The following is a 16921-nucleotide window of genomic DNA, read 5'->3' as shown; positions in this document are numbered from 1 at the left end:
TCAATGGAACTGAATCACACACATGACGTCACGCAACGCAGTTGGCTGGAAGCGGCCAACGTGGCGGGGACCGACTTTCCGTTGCAGAATTTGCCACTCGGCGTGTTTCGCCGCCGGGGTGGCGACGAAACCTGGCGCGGCGGGATCGCGATCGGCGACCAGATCGTCGACCTCGCTGCGTTACAGCAGGCGGGCTGCATGGACGGCCTGGCACTCGACGCCGTGCGAGCGGCCGCGGCAACCACACTGAATGCGCTGCTCGAGATGGGGCCGACTGCCTGGCAGGCACTGCGCCACGCACTCTTCGACCTGCTGCGGGCCGGCAGTCCACATGAGCCGGCCGTACGGAAGACACTGCTATCGCAAGCGGAAGCCGAGTACACCGTGCCCGTGCGTATCGGCGACTACACCGACTTCTACACCTCGCTCGATCATGCGGTGAACTGCAGCCGCCCGCTCGGCATGGCGATCAGCCCGAATTTCGACTGGTTGCCCATCGCCTATCAGGGCCGCGTGTCGTCGATCGGGGTCAGCGGTCAGGAGGGCTACCGGCAAATGGGGCAATACCGCCCGGATCCGTCCGCCCCGCCCGTTCACGACGCCTGTCGCCGGCTCGACTACGAGCTGGAACTGGGCGCGGTGATGGGGGTCGGCAATCCGCGCGGTCATTCCATCCCGCTGCGTGATGCTCAACGGCATATTTTCGGGCTCTGCCTGCTGAACGACTGGTCCGCGCGCGACATCCAGTCGTGGGAAATGCAGCCGCTCGGGCCATTCCTCGCGAAGAATTTCGCGACGACGATATCGCCCTGGCTGGTCACCCTCGAAGCATTGCTGCCGTACCGCACCACCTGGTCACGCGTCGCCGAACGCCCGCAGCCGCTCGATTACCTGTCCTCCGACAACAACAGCGCGGCCGGTGCGTTCGACATCCAGCTCGAGGCGTCGATCCTCAGCGCGCGCCAGCACGCGCAAGGACGCCAGCCGCGCACGTTGACGCACACCAGTTTCCGGCATCAATACTGGACGTTGGGGCAGATGATCGCGCACCACACGATGGGCGGCTGCAACCTCCAGCCCGGTGACCTGCTGGGAAGCGGCACCATCTCGGGCCCGTCGTCGGGCGAAGCCGGTGCGTTGATCGAACTCACGGCCGGGGGCACGCAACCCGTCGATATCGGCAATGGCGAAAGCCGCTCGTTCCTCGACGACGGCGATACCGTCATTTTCCGGGGCTGGTGCGAACGCGATGGTTTTACACGAATCGGTTTCGGCACCAACCATGGAACCGTATTGCCGGTATCGTCCGCGGAAAGCGCGCAATGACCGCAAGTCATTTCGCAATCGCCCCCTGAGACAACGCGAGGATCATGAGTGTGGTCCTCGCGCGTTGAAGCGCCCCGTCGATCGACTCGCGGCGTCCGCACACCGTGCTTGCACGCCGCACCCCAATGCCAGGACGCATTCGTGAAATCGCCGCCAGCGCTTTTTGCTGGCGGCGATTTCACGGCATGTGTTTTTCGGATGCGCTAGAAGAGGTGACGAACACCAGCGACGACGCCCACACTGCTGCCGGTTGGCTCGTACAGCGCGCCATTCACCGTGAATCCGGTGTGCATCAACCCGTGGTTGTTCACGCATGCGGCGGAGCCATACAAGGTCGTACGCTTCGACAGAAAGTAGTGCAGCCCGGCAGACGCCAGCAACGAATGGTTCGCCGAGTCGTTGCTGTCCCGCATGTACCAAACGCCCAGGTCAGTGGACAGTGACGGCGTGATCAGATATTCGCCACCCGCAGCGTAGACTTTCTCGTTGAAGGAGCCGGCGATCTTGTAGCTTGTGTACGATCCCTTCAGTGTCGCGCCGCCCCACGTATAGCTCGCGCCGATCGTTCGTCCGCTGAATTCGATCGTTGATGGAAAGGGAGTGGAAACGCTGGCTGATCCACCGGGATTTCCACTGAAGAGAGCCGCGTTCACGACCAGGTCTTTCCATTCGTACCTGACGCGAGCCGCATACTGGCGCCCCGCCTGAAATCCGTTCGGATCGCCACCCAGCGCAAGCAATGCACTCGCCTGTATGCCGGCGATCGTCGGGCTCGTATAGGACACGGCATTCGCGACGAAAATGCCGGTCGCGAAAAAATTGCCCATGTAAATGCCGGCCTGACTTCCGAAAAACGCCGCATGCCGTGCGTCCGTGTCGACGATCGCGAGTCCGAACGGCGAGTATTGCAGACCGGCCTTGACGGTACCGTAGCGCCCGGACAGACCAACGAAGGCTTGTCGTCCGAAGAAATTCCCGTTCGAGTTGCCCAGCGCCCCATTGTTCGTCGTAAAGCCGCTTTCCAGTGTAAAGATCGCCTTCGTACCGGCGCCCAACTCCTCGACACCGGTGATACCAAAGAGCGACCCCGACATCGCGCCGTCCGTTGCCGATACCTGATGCGGGCCACTGGCACCCGTTCCAGCGTCGAAGGACCGGCTCGTGTACATCACACCGGAATCCACGACACCGTACAGCGTGACGTGACTTTGCGCATGCGCTTGTGACGGCAGACCCAATGCGGCGACCGAGACAGGGATCAGCAGCATCGGACGGATTGTTTGCATCTTGCTCACGTTTTTATGTCTCCTCCAGTCATGCAGGACTACAAAATAATTAACGAGGATCGGACTGCATGCGGCGCTCGGCTTATGGCGATCAAATGAAGTTGGGCCGATAGCCGCTTCGGCTTCTTTCCTCAGTGCTGCCAGGCATGCACGCCGGACGGACGGCTTTGCTTGAGTTGCGCCGGGCCCGGAATCGATGCCGCTTGCGACGCCGCCAACGAATCGGATCGCAAATTGCGTGCGCGCATCGGCCGCAATCGGTTCACGGCATCGGTGACGTGGCGCAGCGTCAGCGTGCTTCCGTTGCTGCTTGATGCCCCGCACCAGCAGCCCGGCGCCGCACTTGCCCGCTCGAAGTACGCGAACCGATGGGGTCGTTACGTATTCACGGAAAGCGCCAGCGACATCAAGTCGTTGGCTTGCGTCCGCGAGAGGGCGTACAGCTCGAACCAGTTGCACCACTCGACCATCAGGTGGTCCGAGTGTCCGTGAACGAGTTCTTCCGGCGCGGTCGACGGCCAGAAGATCTCCAGCCGCGCATCGAACCCCGGCAGCGTGTCCCTGAATTGGTGCAGCAAGTAACCCACGGTCACACCGTCGGGTGTCTCGACGCGCCCCATCATGCGATGCGGCATATCGGGCGCCAGTTCGATCGGGATACCACTCCAGTCATCCAGATGGCGGAACCTCAGGAGGGCCGGCGACTTGCTATGGCCCGGTACTTCCAGAATGCCGACACGCCCGTCCGGGAGCGGCAGTGCACCGAGATGCTCGGGGTGAGCACGGAGCATTGCCGGGCTGTTCGACCCGCCATACCCCTCCCAGAACCAGCTCACGAATTCGGCACTGGTCCCCACCGCGACGTGCGCTTCGGCAACGGACGAACTGAAGCGACCATTCGCGCGCAGCGACCAATCCTTCTCGTTCGATTCGTGCTCCGCGATCTCCTTCGCGAACAGGCTGACCATGCCGTCCGCCCCCAGTTTCTCCATGAGCAAGGCCATCATGTAACGCGCCCTTTTAACCTCCATTCTGAGGATGTCCTCGCTGGCTACCTCTGCACCCGACTTGAAAAACGACACTGCTTTCACTTGAACCTCCGTTGCGCTGGTGAACGAGTTGCCATGTTTCCCGACTCGCGCCACTAACGCAAGTAAACTTGCGTTAGTGTTTACCGCATGCCCGTCGGCCATCGCTCAGGGTCGTGCTCGTGGTCGGACTGCCGTGGCGACGCGGGCAGTCGAGGCGACGATGTGTAAAATCCGCTCATGCCAAAGTCAGACGAACCAGAATCGCCGTCGCCCCGTCGCCGCCTTGGCGGCCGCAGCGCACGCGTCCGTGAAGCCGTGATCTCCGCCACGATTGCCCAATTGCAGGAAGCGGGCTTCGAGGGGCTCAACATCGGCGCGATCGCTGCGCTCGCGGGCGTGCATGAGAGTTCGATCTATCGCCGCTGGAAGAGCAAGGAAGGGCTGATGATGGAGGCCGCCTTCGAGCTTTTTGCCGAGCACATCGCGATACCGGATCGGGGCTCGCTTCACGCGGATCTCGTCGCGCTGCTGTCGGCAACCGCGCGCTACTTGCGAACGGGCGTGGGCCGGTCTGCCATTCAGTTCGTGCTGGCCACGTACAACGATGCGGCCGTGGCGGACGAACTGCGCAGGTTGTGGACGAACCGCTTTTCGGCGGTTCAGCCGATTTTCGACCGCGCCACAAAAATGGGCGAATGGCCGCAGGGGGCGGATCCGATGCCCCTGCTTCATTGCCTGATCGGCGCCGTTTATCTACGCACGCTGATCCTGCACGAGCGCGTCACGATCGATCAGATTCGAGAACTGACGCGCTGGATGCTGCGCGAGCGCGACGCCTGAGAGTCGGGAATCGCAAAGGTCGGGCGTGCGCTTGACGACACGCCATCCAGATCGAGCGAGCGGGAATCGACTGCCGAAGGTTCACCCAACGCCCACGGCACGCCGAAGCCAGCCGAAGCGGATCTCAACCGCCCCAAACCTGCCCCGGCGCCGAACCCCGTCACGGTCCTCAACGCTCCGCGTCGGAAAAGCGCGTGGCCGTACTCGCCGCTCGCCCCTGAAAAATCGTCTCGGCTGCCTGCCCCAGATTCCGCCACGCCATCACCGCACCCACCACCAGCAACAGAACCGAAACGATCAACGCCCGCTCCATCCCGTAAGCAAACGCCCCGCCTCCTGCGTCGCGAACGAAGAAGCCAAACAACGCGACGCCCATCACGCCGCCCACCTGTCGCGCCGTATTCAACAACCCCGACGCCACACCGGACTGCGCACCGCTCACCGCCGCGAGCGCGGCATTCGTGATGGTCGGTATCGTCAACGCGATGCCGCTGCCGGCGAGCAGCATCGGGATCGCGAGCAACCCGTTGGATTGCGCCGCGATTGCCGGCCACATCGCCAGATAACCGACCGCGGAAATCGACAACCCGGCCGTCGCGAGCGTGCGTGCCCCCAGCCTGCCGGTCAGTCGCCCGGCAACGATGCTCACGACCATCAGGACGCCCATCATCGGCAGAAACGCGACACCCGTGCGCACGGGCGTCATGTGCCAGATCGACTGAAACAGCAGGCTCAACGTAAAGACGATGCCGTAGAAAACCAGATTCGCGATCGCGCCGATCACGATCGAACTGCGGACGATCCGGTCCCGCCACAACGCGGCCGGCAGCATCGCGTCCGGATTGCGTGCTTCCAGCCGGACGAACGCGATGCCCAACGCAACGCACGCCACGAACGCACTGACGATGACCGGACTGCGCCACCCCAGCGCACTGATCTCGGTCGACGCGAACGTGAGCGCCGCCAGCGCAAACGCACCGGTCAGTTGCGCGGGAAGATCGAGGCTCCGGCCGCCCTGCACTTTGGTGTCAGGCGCAAACCGCCACGTCATCCAGATACCGGCGATGCCGACCGGCACGTTGACCAGGAAAATGCTGCGCCAGCCGACTGCAGCGATGAGCAGCCCGCCGGCCAACGGCCCCGCAGCCAGCGCAATGCCGCCGCCGGCGCCCCACCAACCGATCGCACGGCTACGCGCTGCCGCGTCGTCGAATGCGAGGCGCAGCACGGCCAGCGAGTTCGGCACCAGCAGCGCCGCGCCGATCCCCTGAACGAGACGCCAGGCAATCAACGCGCCCATGGCGTGCGCCATGCCGCAGCCGATCGACGACAGCGTGAAGATCGCGTAACCGGCAATGAACACGCGCTTTGCACCCAGCCGGTCGCCGAGGGCACCCGCCGTCAGCAGGGTCGCCGCGAACACGAGCGCATACGCGTTGACGACCCATTGCAGGTCGGTGAGCGCTGCGCCAAAGGCCGTTCGTAACGCATCGAGCGCAACGTTGACGACGCTGACGTCGATCAGGACGACCGCATAACCGAGGCACGCCGCCGTTTGAACCAGCCGCGGGTGATGTGTGGATGATGTCTGCATCGGCAATCCTTCGCATTCGGAGGATTGAAGCGTAGAGGATCGCCTTCTGTGCGAATATTCCGCAAAACGGCACAGCAACCTGGAGAAAATGCACCGATGTTCGACTGGGAAAACCTGCGTTACTTCGTTGCCGTCGCTCAAGCGGGGAGTCTGTCCGCAGCCGCCAGGCGGTTGAATGTCGACCACGCGACCGTCAGCCGTCGCCTGGCCGCACTCGAATCCGAATTGAAGATGCGTGTGATCGACAGGTTGCCGCGCGCGTGCCGGCCGACCGCCGCCGGCCGGCAGATTCTCGAGTTCGCCGGGAAAATGGAGGAGCACGCGTTTGCGATCGAGCGGCTCGCGCTCACGGAACACCTGCCGATGCACGGTACCGTGACGATCAGCGTGCCGCCCGTGCTCGCCAACAATTTCTACGCGAATCATCTGTATGCATTCGCGCAACTGCATCCGGGCATTCGGCTGTCGATGGCCAGTCAGGCGCAAAGCGTATCGCTCGCCCGTCGCGAAGCGGATATCGCCGTGCGCCTGTTCCGCCCCGAGGAGCCGCAAAACGTGACGCGCAAGCTGGGCGAGATGGCTTTCGGGCTCTATGCGAGTCGCGACTATGCGCACGTGTCGACGCCCGACGATTGGGCCTTCATCTGCTACGACGCGCAATTCGCGGAAATGCCGCATCAGAAGTGGCTCGAGTCGATCGCGCGAGGTCGCCGCATCGCGTGCGAAGTCAGCGACATCACGACACAGCTGGTAGCGGCCCGTACCGGAATCGGCGTGGCGGGTCTGCCCGTGTTCATGGGCGACGGCGATCCCGGGTTGCAGCGCTTGCCGTTCGACGCAGAACCGTACTCCCGCGAAATCTGGCTGGTCGTGCACGCCGATCTCAGGCATTCGCCGTCGATTCGCGCGGCCATCGATTTCATCGCGGACGTGACGGGCAAGACCTTCGCGCCGGATTCGAGGCAGTAGCGACGGCCATCACCGTGGCCTGCGATACCGGGCGCAGGGGCCGATCGCGATACCTGCGCCCGTCTTCACCACGCCCCTTCGATGGGGGCGCGCGACGTCAACCACCCCTCTGCCCACTGACGCGAACCCTCAAACCACCGCCCTCAACCACCCCAGCACATCCGCCTGCGCGCTCCCGGCCACCACCTGCTCCGGTGTCAACAAGGCGTAATGCGAGCCGTCCTCGACGAACCCCATCGGCGCGACCAGCACACCGCTTTCAATATCATCGCGAACGAGATGCCACGGGCCGATGGCGACACCGAGCCCCGCAACCGCCGCCTGCAGACTGAAATAGAAATGGTCGAACCTCTGCCCGCGTCCGCCCGCGGCCGGCTGATTCGCCGCCGCCGCCCATTCCTTCCACGCGTCCGGCCGTGTCCGCGTGTGCAATTGCGGCACGCCCGCCTTCAACGAACGATCACCACGGCGCGCGGAAAACCACGCATCGACCTTATCCGGCCGGCAGACCGGCCCCACCTTCTCTGCGAACAGCCGCTCCGCGTGATAGCCCGCTGGCCACGCAAAGTCGTTGCGCCGAATCGCCATGTCGATGCCGCTGTCGAATGAAAACGGGCCGCCCGCCGCAGCCAGGTGAATGTCGACGCCCGCATGCCGCGCCTGAAAATCCGGCCAGCGCGGAATCAGCCAGCGCATCAGCAGCGTCGGTTCGCAAGACAGAACCCAGCGCCGCGCCCGGGCAGCCTCGGTGCGCAATTCCTGCGCGGCGTGACGCATCAGCCCCAACCCGTCATGGACGGCCTGCGCCAGCTTGCGGCCCGCGTCGGTCAGGAACACCCGACGGCTGCGCCGCTCGAACAGCGCCACGCCCAGGTCATCCTCGAGCAATCGCACCGCGCGGCTGACCGCGCCATGGGTCAGGCACAGCTCGTCGGCGGCACGGCTGAAATTCTCGTGACGCGCCGCCGCCTCGAAGCAGCGCAACGCCATCAGCGAGGGCAGGTTGGCGCGAACGGATTGTGAGTCAAACTCACCATCCTGGTCAGAAATCATCGCTTTTCCCGATCGAACATGACCCATAAGATTGCGCCATCAAGCCATCAATCGCAAGGACAACACGATGACCGAACTGATAGTTGTAGTCACCATCACGCTGCTGGCCGTGATCAGCCCGGGGCCGGACTTCGCGATGGTCACGCGCAACAGCCTGATGCTGTCGCGCCGCTCCGGCGTGCTCACCGCGCTCGGTATCGGGCTCGGCGTGACGGTGCACGTGAGCTACACGCTGCTGGGCGTCGGCCTGCTGATCCGCCAGTCGCTGTGGCTGTTCAATGCCGTCAAGCTGGTCGGTGCGATCTACCTGATCTACCTGGGCGTGAAGATGCTCATGACGAAGGCCGGCAACGGGCAGCCCGACACGCGGGTCGCACCGTTGTCCGACCTGGCCGCGCTGCGCACCGGCTTCCTGACCAATGCGCTGAACCCCAAGACCACGGTGTTCATCGTCAGCCTGTTCATGCAGGCCGTGCGGCCCGACACGCCGTTGATCGTGCAGATCGGCTACGGCGCGTTCATCGCGGTCGCCCATGCCGGCTGGTTCAGCCTGGTGGCCCTGTGCTTCTCCGCGACGGCCGTCCGTGACCGCCTGCTGGCGCTGCGGCACTGGATCGACCGCACCTTCGGCTGCCTGCTCGTGGGCTTCGGCGTCGCGCTTGCCATCGCGCGCGGCGGGCGCTGAGTCCGGCCACCGCGCCGCGTGCCGATGCAACGGGCGGGCGCGCTTCGCTGGCACGCCGAATGCACCGCCGGTTGCTCCGTTCGGCAGCGTCAGAACGTTCGCGCGATCGTGCGGGCTTCGTCGATCGCGCGACTGCGATCGACCGTTCCGTCGGGGCCGAACAACGTGCGCTCGACGACGATGCCCGTGACGTCCTTCACGCCCACGAACCTGAGCCAGGTCTCCATGTACGGGCGCTGAAGATCGAACTCGGCCGCCGGCGTAAACGAGCCCGGTGACTGATAACCGAGCCCGCGCGCGTAGACCACCGCCGCCTTTTTCCCGGCCAGCTTGCCGGCGAAACCTGCGCCGTCGAACGTGAACAGCACGTCCTTCTGCGAGATCACATCGATCAGGTGCTTGAGTTTGTACGGAATACTGAAATTCCACAGCGGCACGCCGAACAGCAACTTGTCCGCTTCGTGGAACGGCGCCGCGAGCTGCTCGATCCGTTGCCATGCCGTCGCCTGAGACGGCGTCAACGCCTTGCCGCTCAGTCCCGCATATTTAGCGGCCAGCGCGGCTTCGTCGAATTCGGGTATCGCCAGGTTCCAGATGTCGAGCTTCTGTATCTCGTGATCGGGATGAGCGTGCTTATACGCGTCGAGAAAGGCATTGCACACGTCGATGGATGCCGAATAGTCCTTGTTGGGTGAGCCTTCGATATAGAGCACGCGTGTCATGAAAACGGTCCTTGCCGAAAGTGACGGCGACGCGCGGGATGCGCGGTCGCCCACTGCACTTCCCAGCCTATCGGATCGACCTATAATCCGGAAACGATATGAATTGATTAAATTAACCCGGATTGGTGATCAATGACCCCGCCCCTCGACACGTCGCTGCTTCATACGTTTGTCGCCGTCGCCGACGTGCGGAGCTTTACCGGCGCAGGTCGGAGGCTGAATCTCAGCCAATCCGCGGTCAGCGCCCAGATCGTTCGTCTCGAGGAGCAGGTCGGCCGGGCGCTGCTCGTGCGCAATACACGCAGCGTATCGCTCACCGAGCATGGCCAGATGCTGCTCGGCTACGCGCGCGCGATGCTCAATCTGAGCGAGGAAGCGAGGACGAGGCTGGGCGCCGGCAACGCAGTCGATGTCACGCTGCGCATCGGCGCCTCGGAGGAGGTTGCGGGAGGCTGGCTTCCCGACGTGATGCGCCGCCATGGCGTCGCGCGGCGCGGCTTGCGGCTGAACCTGACGGTCGACGTCGGCGACAGCCTGTTTCGACGGCACGCTGACGGCGAATTCGATCTCGTGATCGGCAGCCGGTGCGCGCACATGGGCCAGGGCGCGACGTTGTGGCGAGAACCGCTCGTCTGGGCGTTCGCGCGCCATGAGCCGCTGCCGGAAGGCGACGTGCCGCTCGCGTGCTTCCCCGATCCGTGCCCGTACCGGGGCGCTGCCATCAAGGCGCTCGCACTCGCTGGCATGCGCTATCGCATCGCCTGCGAAAGCCCGAGCGTCACGGGCATCCGGACGATTGCACGCGCCGGCATCGCGATCGCGCCGGTGCCGCGCAGCGCGATCGACGACACGCTCCGCGAGCTGGGCGTGTCCGAAGGCTTGCCGGCGCTGCCGGAAATGGAATTCGTGATGATGCACGACGCGGAGATGCCGGCCGCCGTCGAATTCGCCGCGACGATTGTCGATGAAACCGCCATTCGCAACGGGGCCGGCACGCGCAGCAGGCCTTAGCGGGCGTCCTTCACGGTCGAGGGTCGATCCAGGCGCTCACCGATGCATTCCCGTTCGACCGACCACAACGGCGCGCTGCTGACGAAACAGCCGCGCGCCCGTCGCGGTGCGTCGTCGGCCTCAGCGTTTCGCGCTCAATCCCGCGCGCACGCCCTCCGGTTCCCGGCTGCGCCCGAGCAATGCCGCCAGCGACAGATCCGCGAGCTTGCCGAACGGCGCGCGCAGCAGGCTCGGCAGGTTCCAGCGCCCCAGCACGAACACGCCCTTGGCATGGCTCATCGCGCGGAATCCCTCGATGCCGTGATACGCGCCCATCCCGCTCGGACCGACGCCGCCGAACGGCAAGTCTTCCTGCGCGACATGCAGGAGCGTGTTGTTGATGCCGACGTTGCCCGACGTGGTGCGCTTCAGCAACGATTCGCAGTCGCTGTCCTGCGCGCCGAAGTAATACAGCGCGAGCGGCCGCGGACGCGCATTCACGTAGTCGACGACTTCGTCGATCGTGCGATACGTGCGCACCGGCAGGATCGGCCCGAAGATCTCTTCCTGCATCACGGTGGTATCGTCGCCGGCCCCGACGATCAGCGTGGGCGCGAGCGTCCGCTTGCGGGTGGCCGCCTGCCGCGGGTTCACGCCCGCCTCGATCACGCGTGCGCCCTTGCTGCGCGCTTCGTCGACAAGACCTTTCAGGCGATCGAAATGCCGGTCGCTGACGATCGACGTGTAATCCGGGCTGGTCGGCCCGTCTGGGTAGAAGCGCGCGACGGCCGCATCGTATTGCGCAACGAACGCGTCGAGGTCGTCTTCATGCACAAGCGCATAGTCGGGCGCGACGCAGGTCTGCCCGGCGTTCGACAGCTTGCCGAACACGATGCTGGACATCGTCCGGCCATCGACATGCCCTCTCGCGACGATCGCCGGGCTCTTGCCGCCGAGTTCGAGCGTCACCGGCACCAGATTGTCGCTGGCCGCCTTCATGACCTTGCGGCCCACCTGCGTGCTGCCGGTGAACAGCAGATGGTCGAACGGCAAGCCGCTGAAGGCGGCGCCGACTTCCGGGCCGCCAAGCACGACCGCGACTTCTTCGCTCGGGAAGGTTTCCGCGAGCATCCGGCGCATCACTTCGCTGGTGCGCGGCGTCAGTTCCGACGGCTTGAGCATCGCGCGGTTGCCCGCGGCCAGCGCGGTGGCCAGCGGAATGAGCGTGAGCGCGAACGGGTAATTCCACGGCGCCATCACGCCGATCACACCCAGCGGCTGGTATTCGATGTGCGCCTGCCCGGCCCGATAAAGGAGCCCGACGTGCCGGCGCTGCGGCTTCGTGAAGCGGCGCAGGTTGCGCGTCAGGTAGTCGATCGCCTGGACCACGCCGACCAGTTCCATGATCGCGGTCTCGTGTCGCGAACGATGCCCGAAATCGGCGCTGATCGCCTCCTCCACTTCGCGGCGATACGCGAGCACCACGGCGCGCAGCCGCGCGAGCCGGGCCTTGCGCTGCTGCACGCTCGGCGGCCCCTCGCTGACGAACGCGTTGCGCTGGCGGGACAGCAACACCGCCGGGTCGAAGCTCGAGCTGGATTCTGCGGAAACGGCCATGGTGCACCTCACGAGGTTGTGTCGATGTAGACACTGTCAACTTGCATGCGGCGGATCATAGGACCACAATGTGTTCCCTGTCAACATAGGAGCAACGCGATGTCGTCGGATGTGGATGCGGACGCCGGGCAAAAGGCTTATCACCACGGGGATCTGCGTCGCGCGATCATCGAAACGGCGCTCGACACGCTGCAGGAGCAACAGGGCTGGCAGTTCACGCTGCGCGAAATCGCGCGGCGCGCGAACGTCAGTCACTCGGCGCCCTACCGGCATTTCCCGGACAAGGCCGCGTTGCTGCACGAGCTCGCGCTGATCGGCTTCGATCGGCTGCACGAAGACCTCACCGCGTCCGTCGATCCCGCGGCGGACGCCCCAGACGTACTGCTCGCGCTCGCTTACGCCCATCTCGCGTTCGGCCAGCGCAACCCGGATCTCTATCGACTGATGTTTGCCGCGGATGCCGGGGAGCCCACGGACATCCATCTCGATCCGCGCGTGCAGGCGCCGTTCCTGCTGGTCGTCGACATCCTGGAACACGGCCAGCACGCCGGCACGATCCGTCCGCGCCCGGCGCTCGGCCAGGCGACCGCCTGCTGGGCGCATCTGCATGGCCTGACGATGCTGGCGATCGACGGGCGGCTGGTGCGCGAGAAGGTCGGCGATCACGCGATCGAAGATGCGCTGACCACCTTGCTGGACGGCCTCGTGCTGCCTGCGGCCCCTGCGCGGGCAGCGAAAACGAAAGGGCCTTGACCTTCAACTTTGCTTAAAGGTTATGGTTTGCCTCGGCAGCGTATCGAGGTCATGGGTATGGGGACTGCCATCCGACAATCCGGCGGTGCGTCACAGACGCCCGCCCGTGGCCGATGAAAGGGAAACCGCATCATGAGCAAGCGCATCCTTCACGTGGTCAGCAACGTCGCGCATTACGCCGATCCGTCGCAACCGACCGGCCTGTGGCTGTCCGAGCTGACCCACGCCCATCACATCTTCGCGGCGAAAGGCTATGAGCAGCGGCTCGTGAGCCCCAAGGGCGGCGAGTCGCCGCTGGAGCCGCGCTCGCTCAAATGGCCGCATGCCGACGCCGCCGCGAAAGCGTGGCGCGCCGACCAGGCCAACGCGGCGCTGCTGGCCAGCACCGCGCGCCCCGACGAGATCGATCCGGCCGATTTCGATGCGATCTACTTCACCGGCGGCCATGCGGTGATGTGGGACTACCCGGACGATGCGGGGCTGCAGCGGCTCACGCGCGAGATCTACGAGCGCGGCGGCATCGTGTCGTCGGTCTGTCACGGCTACTGCGGGCTGCTGAACACGACGCTGTCGGACGGCTCGCTGCTGGTTGCCGGACGCCGGATCACCGGCTACTCGTGGGTGGAGGAAATCCTGGCCGGCGTCGCGAAGAAGGTGCCCTACAACGTCGAGCAGCAGATGCAGGAGCGTGGCGCGCGCTACGAGAAGGCGCTGCTGCCGTTCACGTCGAACGTCGTCGTCGACGGCCGACTCGTGACCGGCCAGAATCCGCAATCGGCGAAGGCGACCGCGGAACAGGTCGTCGCGTTGCTGTGACGTGATACGCCGGCGCGCCGCCTAAGCGCGGGTCGACCGGCGCACAACCGCTTCATCACGATCGACGGCGGCGGCGGTCGTCACCTCACCGCCACCCTCATCCACTGCATTCCCCGGCGGAATCCGCGCCAGCAATCGCTTCGCATGGGTCGCACAATCGACCGACTCCGGCTTCGCGGCGATCTCGGCGATCAGCGACATGACCTGCGCCTTGCTTCGCGCGAGCCGCGCCTCCAGCGCCTCGATGTCCTGCACCTTGCGGCAGAGTGCCTCCAGCAACGCATCGCAGGGCCACTGCGCGAGGTCGGCCGGCATCATCGTGCGAATCTCGTCGAGACTGAAATCCGCCTTCTGCGCGGCCGTGATCAGATCGAGCACCGTCACCGCTTCCTGCGGATACGTGCGATAGCCGTTCGCTGCGCGTTCGACGAGCGTCAACAGACCGATGCGTTCGTAAAAGCGGATGCGCGAAGGAGTCAGGCCGGTGCGTTCCGCCAGTTCCCCGATCTTCATGTTCCGATACTCCCTGGCCGGATCGGTCCGGCCATCAGCCCCGTCGTGATTGTCAGCTGTCTCCCGATGTTGATTCGCAATCCGATCTTTATCGGCTTCCCGTCGAATGGCGAGCGGACGGCGCGCGCTCAAATCACCTCGAAACGCAGCCCCGCATGGCGAACCAGCCGCTCGATGTAGCGCGCGTCGAACATCGTCGCGGGCGTCCAGAAGCCGCCGCCGCGGCCGGTCTTGACGCCGTCGCCCGCGCAATCCAGAGCGAGACTGATCGCGGCCTGGCCGAGCATCTTGCCGGTGGAGCCGTAGCCCGGATCGCGGTCGCCGGTGACTTTCACGCGCAAGGTCTTTCCGTCGTCGGTACGGCCGAAGAAGCGCAGATCGTAGCGGCCGGCCAGCTGCGCCGCGGGGCTCGGCCCCTCGCCGGGCTTCGGCAGCAGGAAGCGCTCCATCAGGCTGCGCACCGGCTTGACGAGGACACCCACCATGAACGCGCCAAGGCCGGCCACCATCGTCACCGCGGTCAGGCGGCCCTTGAGGCCCGTGCCCGTCATCACCGCTTCGTCATACGTGAAGCGGCTGCCGTACGCGTCTCCGGCAAGCGCATTGGAGCGATGCACGACCCGCTCGTTCACCGCCGCCATCACGAAGGGGGCGATCCACGCATCGAAATCGCGATCGAATGCGGCGGATCGCACCGCATGCTGACGTGCCGTGAAGCCATGCCCCTTCGGGCACAGCGAATACGGATCGAGCAGTTCCCGGCGCAACGCGGGATCGGCTGCCGCTTCCCGGACGACGTTGATCACGCTCGCCACCGTGCCGCCCGACGCGCCGCCCTTCAGCGTTTTCACCCGCATCTTCACCTGCGCGGCCGGCAGGCCCCACTGCTGCCGCGCCTGCTGCTGCAGGAAGAACACGCCCATGTCCGACGGCACCGAATCGAAGCCGCAGCAATGGACGATGCGCGCGCCGGATTGCCGGGCCGCGGGCTCGTACTTGTCGATCATCCGCTTGATCCACTGCGTCTCGCCGGTGAGGTCGCAGTAGTCGGTGCCGGTTTCCGCGCAGACCCTGACCAGCGGTTCCCCGTAAAGCGCGTAGGGGCCGACGGTGGACACGACCACCCGCGTTTGCGCGCAGAGCGCGCGAAGCTGCGCTTCGTCGGCTGCGTCGGCAACGATGATCGGCACCGACTGCCCGGCCGCGCCCAGCGAATCCCGTACCTGCCTGAGCTTGGCTTCGGAGCGGCCGGCGATGGCCCAGCGCAGTGTCTCTGCGGAGCCCGACAGGTACTCGGACAGGTAGCGGGCGAGAATCTGCCCGACGAAACTGGTGGCGCCAAATACGACGAGATCGTGGGTCGGCCGGGTCATGGGCGATTCCTTCGCGCGGGCGTGCCGCGGCGTTGCGTGGCGTCAGTGTTGCTTTCCGGGTTCATCGAAGGCCTTCAACGGGGTCGGCAGGTTCAGCACCAGTTGCGCGTCCTTCACCACGTCGAGACGCAGGATGGTGGACGCGCCCAGCCCGTCGAGCAACTGGCTCAACGGACCGCCGTGCCGCACGAGCTCGACGTTGCGCGGCAGCAGGCGCTGGGCGAACGATAGCGCATTCGTCTGCACTAATGTCTGGTGCCATTCGCCGTCGATGCGATTGATCATCGTCGACGTGCCCATGTGCGACTGCGACGCGACGTCGGTCAGCTCGGGCATCGGCACGCTCAGGCTCAGGTCCGGCCGCCCGCCCGGGCCGGCAATGCGGGCGCTGGCGGTGGCGCCGAGGTTCACGTCGATGTCGGCGAGCCACTTGGGCAGCTGATAGCCGTGCACGCCGCGCACCCGCGCGATTTCCGTGGTGACCGGCAGCGCCAGCACGTGCGCGAAGAAGCTCCGGCGCCGCATCGAGTCGATCAGTTCGAGCGCGTGCGACCCCGTCGCGCCGGGCCGCCGGATCACCACCGCGACCGACACTTCGTCATACGGATCGTTGTCGCACACCGAATACGAGAAGAAGGTCAGCGCGACCAGCCCGTACCCGGGGAGCGCGCGTAGCGGCTCGAGCGGCACCGGCAGCGTGGTCCGCAGGCGTTCGAGCGGCGCAAGGAACAGCAGCTGAATGCTGCTGGAACGGTAGTAGAAATTCGGCGCCCAGGTCGGGCCGACCCTCGACGCAACCTGACGCTTCGGAATCCGACGGAAAAAATCGATGTTCCCCGCCGCGGGATCGCGCGCCACCTCGTCGAGGTCAGGGTTCATCCGGAACCGGTCGTAATACCCGCCTTCCGGCACGTCAATCTTGTGTGGACCGAATTCGACCTGTGTAAACCGCCTGTCCATGTTCGTCGCCTCTCGTCGATGATCGACCGTGGCAGGCAACACCCGATGCCCGCTGACTCACCGCCGTCAGCAAGCACTCTAAGATTTAAGTCAACTTTAAGGTCAAGGCCCCGAGTAGAGGGGCACGTCGGATTGCGTCCGGGCAACCGGCAGGCGCTCGTCGCGCCGGCGTCGGATCATTTGGCGGTCGTGCGGCGGCCCTTGCCGGGTGGCGACACCTCGCCCGGATTGCGCAACCGGTCTCCTGTCGGCAAAGCTGGCGAGGAACAGCACGTTGAAGACGTATGCGGGCTTCCCGCATGGCATGCCCACGTCCAATGCCGAGACGATCAACGCCGATCTGCTCGCGTTCATCCGCGGCTGAACGCCGACAATGCCACTGCGGCCTTCCGT

The 16921-nt window shown here is 65.2% G+C and carries 16 protein-coding genes and 1 pseudogene; 8 read left to right on the top strand and 9 right to left on the bottom strand.

The features are described 5' to 3' along the window. Window positions 1–3: 3 nt before the first annotated feature. Window positions 4–1326 (top strand): fumarylacetoacetase, encoded by a 1323-nt coding sequence (fahA, locus tag G3N93_RS01655; protein ID WP_206132178.1) that lies wholly within the window; start codon window positions 4–6, stop codon window positions 1324–1326. 203 nt (window positions 1327–1529) lie between these two features. Here the strand turns inward: fahA and G3N93_RS01650 are convergent, their stop codons facing one another. Together G3N93_RS01650 and G3N93_RS01645 are read right to left on the bottom strand one after the other, a co-directional pair. Next, window positions 1530–2612: a porin gene (locus G3N93_RS01650; protein WP_174939315.1), complete on the bottom strand. Its 1083-nt coding sequence runs from the start codon at window positions 2610–2612 to the stop codon at window positions 1530–1532. A gap of 377 nt (window positions 2613–2989) precedes the next feature. Further along, window positions 2990–3703: a hypothetical protein gene (locus tag G3N93_RS01645; RefSeq protein WP_307873378.1), complete on the bottom strand. Its 714-nt coding sequence runs from the start codon at window positions 3701–3703 to the stop codon at window positions 2990–2992. A 255-nt stretch (window positions 3704–3958) separates the two neighbouring features. Here G3N93_RS01645 and G3N93_RS01640 point away from each other — a divergent pair, with 255 nt between their 5' ends. Next, window positions 3959–4483, top strand: coding sequence for a TetR/AcrR family transcriptional regulator (locus G3N93_RS01640; protein ID WP_254603086.1), 525 nt, complete (start codon window positions 3959–3961; stop codon window positions 4481–4483). 169 nt (window positions 4484–4652) lie between these two features. On the opposite strand, the gene G3N93_RS01635 is transcribed toward G3N93_RS01640, so the two are convergent. Next, a complete protein-coding gene (locus tag G3N93_RS01635) occupies window positions 4653–6077 on the bottom strand; it encodes an MFS transporter (protein WP_206132175.1) in 1425 nt (474 codons plus the stop codon). A 96-nt stretch (window positions 6078–6173) separates the two neighbouring features. On the opposite strand from G3N93_RS01635, the gene G3N93_RS01630 reads away from it, so the two are divergent. Continuing rightward, window positions 6174–7046, top strand: a complete 873-nt coding sequence (locus tag G3N93_RS01630) for a LysR family transcriptional regulator (RefSeq protein ID WP_206132174.1) — start codon at window positions 6174–6176, stop codon at window positions 7044–7046. Window positions 7047–7175: 129 nt separating this feature from the next. Here the strand turns inward: G3N93_RS01630 and G3N93_RS01625 are convergent, their stop codons facing one another. Then, a complete protein-coding gene (locus G3N93_RS01625; protein ID WP_206132173.1) occupies window positions 7176–8099 on the bottom strand; it encodes a LysR family transcriptional regulator in 924 nt (307 codons plus the stop codon). 67 nt (window positions 8100–8166) lie between these two features. On the opposite strand from G3N93_RS01625, the gene G3N93_RS01620 reads away from it, so the two are divergent. Beyond that, window positions 8167–8784 carry a LysE family translocator gene (locus G3N93_RS01620; RefSeq protein ID WP_174933514.1) on the top strand — a complete coding sequence of 206 codons (618 nt, stop codon included), beginning with the start codon at window positions 8167–8169 and terminating at the stop codon, window positions 8782–8784. An 89-nt stretch (window positions 8785–8873) separates the two neighbouring features. On the opposite strand, the gene G3N93_RS01615 is transcribed toward G3N93_RS01620, so the two are convergent. Continuing rightward, window positions 8874–9506 (bottom strand): FMN-dependent NADH-azoreductase, encoded by a 633-nt coding sequence (locus G3N93_RS01615; RefSeq protein WP_206121499.1) that lies wholly within the window; start codon window positions 9504–9506, stop codon window positions 8874–8876. Window positions 9507–9638: 132 nt separating this feature from the next. On the opposite strand from G3N93_RS01615, the gene G3N93_RS01610 reads away from it, so the two are divergent. Next, the gene (locus tag G3N93_RS01610) at window positions 9639–10517 is read left to right on the top strand and encodes a LysR substrate-binding domain-containing protein (protein ID WP_206132172.1); all 879 of its coding nucleotides are present in this window, start codon (window positions 9639–9641) and stop codon (window positions 10515–10517) included. A 120-nt stretch (window positions 10518–10637) separates the two neighbouring features. Here G3N93_RS01610 and G3N93_RS01605 read toward each other — a convergent pair whose 3' ends face one another. After that, a complete protein-coding gene (locus tag G3N93_RS01605; RefSeq protein ID WP_174933520.1) occupies window positions 10638–12113 on the bottom strand; it encodes a coniferyl aldehyde dehydrogenase in 1476 nt (491 codons plus the stop codon). Window positions 12114–12212: 99 nt separating this feature from the next. Here G3N93_RS01605 and G3N93_RS01600 point away from each other — a divergent pair, with 99 nt between their 5' ends. Together G3N93_RS01600 and G3N93_RS01595 are read left to right on the top strand one after the other, a co-directional pair. Next, window positions 12213–12866, top strand: a complete 654-nt coding sequence (locus G3N93_RS01600) for a TetR/AcrR family transcriptional regulator (RefSeq protein ID WP_206132171.1) — start codon at window positions 12213–12215, stop codon at window positions 12864–12866. 132 nt (window positions 12867–12998) lie between these two features. Next, window positions 12999–13682 (top strand): type 1 glutamine amidotransferase domain-containing protein, encoded by a 684-nt coding sequence (locus tag G3N93_RS01595; protein ID WP_206132170.1) that lies wholly within the window; start codon window positions 12999–13001, stop codon window positions 13680–13682. Between the two features lie 21 nt (window positions 13683–13703). Here the strand turns inward: G3N93_RS01595 and G3N93_RS01590 are convergent, their stop codons facing one another. The 3 genes from G3N93_RS01590 to G3N93_RS01580 all read right to left on the bottom strand — a co-directional run bounded on the left by G3N93_RS01590 (window position 13704) and on the right by G3N93_RS01580 (window position 16528). Then, window positions 13704–14195, bottom strand: a complete 492-nt coding sequence (locus G3N93_RS01590) for a MerR family transcriptional regulator (protein ID WP_206132187.1) — start codon at window positions 14193–14195, stop codon at window positions 13704–13706. Between the two features lie 128 nt (window positions 14196–14323). After that, the gene (locus G3N93_RS01585) at window positions 14324–15568 is read right to left on the bottom strand and encodes a trans-acting enoyl reductase family protein (RefSeq protein ID WP_206132169.1); all 1245 of its coding nucleotides are present in this window, start codon (window positions 15566–15568) and stop codon (window positions 14324–14326) included. A 42-nt stretch (window positions 15569–15610) separates the two neighbouring features. Continuing rightward, window positions 15611–16528, bottom strand: a complete 918-nt coding sequence (locus tag G3N93_RS01580) for an acetoacetate decarboxylase family protein (protein WP_174933526.1) — start codon at window positions 16526–16528, stop codon at window positions 15611–15613. 238 nt (window positions 16529–16766) lie between these two features. Between G3N93_RS01580 and G3N93_RS01575 the strand changes: the two are divergent. Continuing rightward, window positions 16767–16892: pseudogene (locus tag G3N93_RS01575) on the top strand (alpha/beta hydrolase); the annotation flags it as partial. Window positions 16893–16921 lie beyond the last annotated feature (29 nt).

The sequence above is a fragment of the Burkholderia sp. Se-20378 genome, from assembly GCF_017104665.1.
Classification (GTDB): Bacteria; Pseudomonadota; Gammaproteobacteria; order Burkholderiales; family Burkholderiaceae; genus Burkholderia; species Burkholderia lata.
This window is presented reverse-complemented; position numbering and strand designations above follow the sequence as displayed.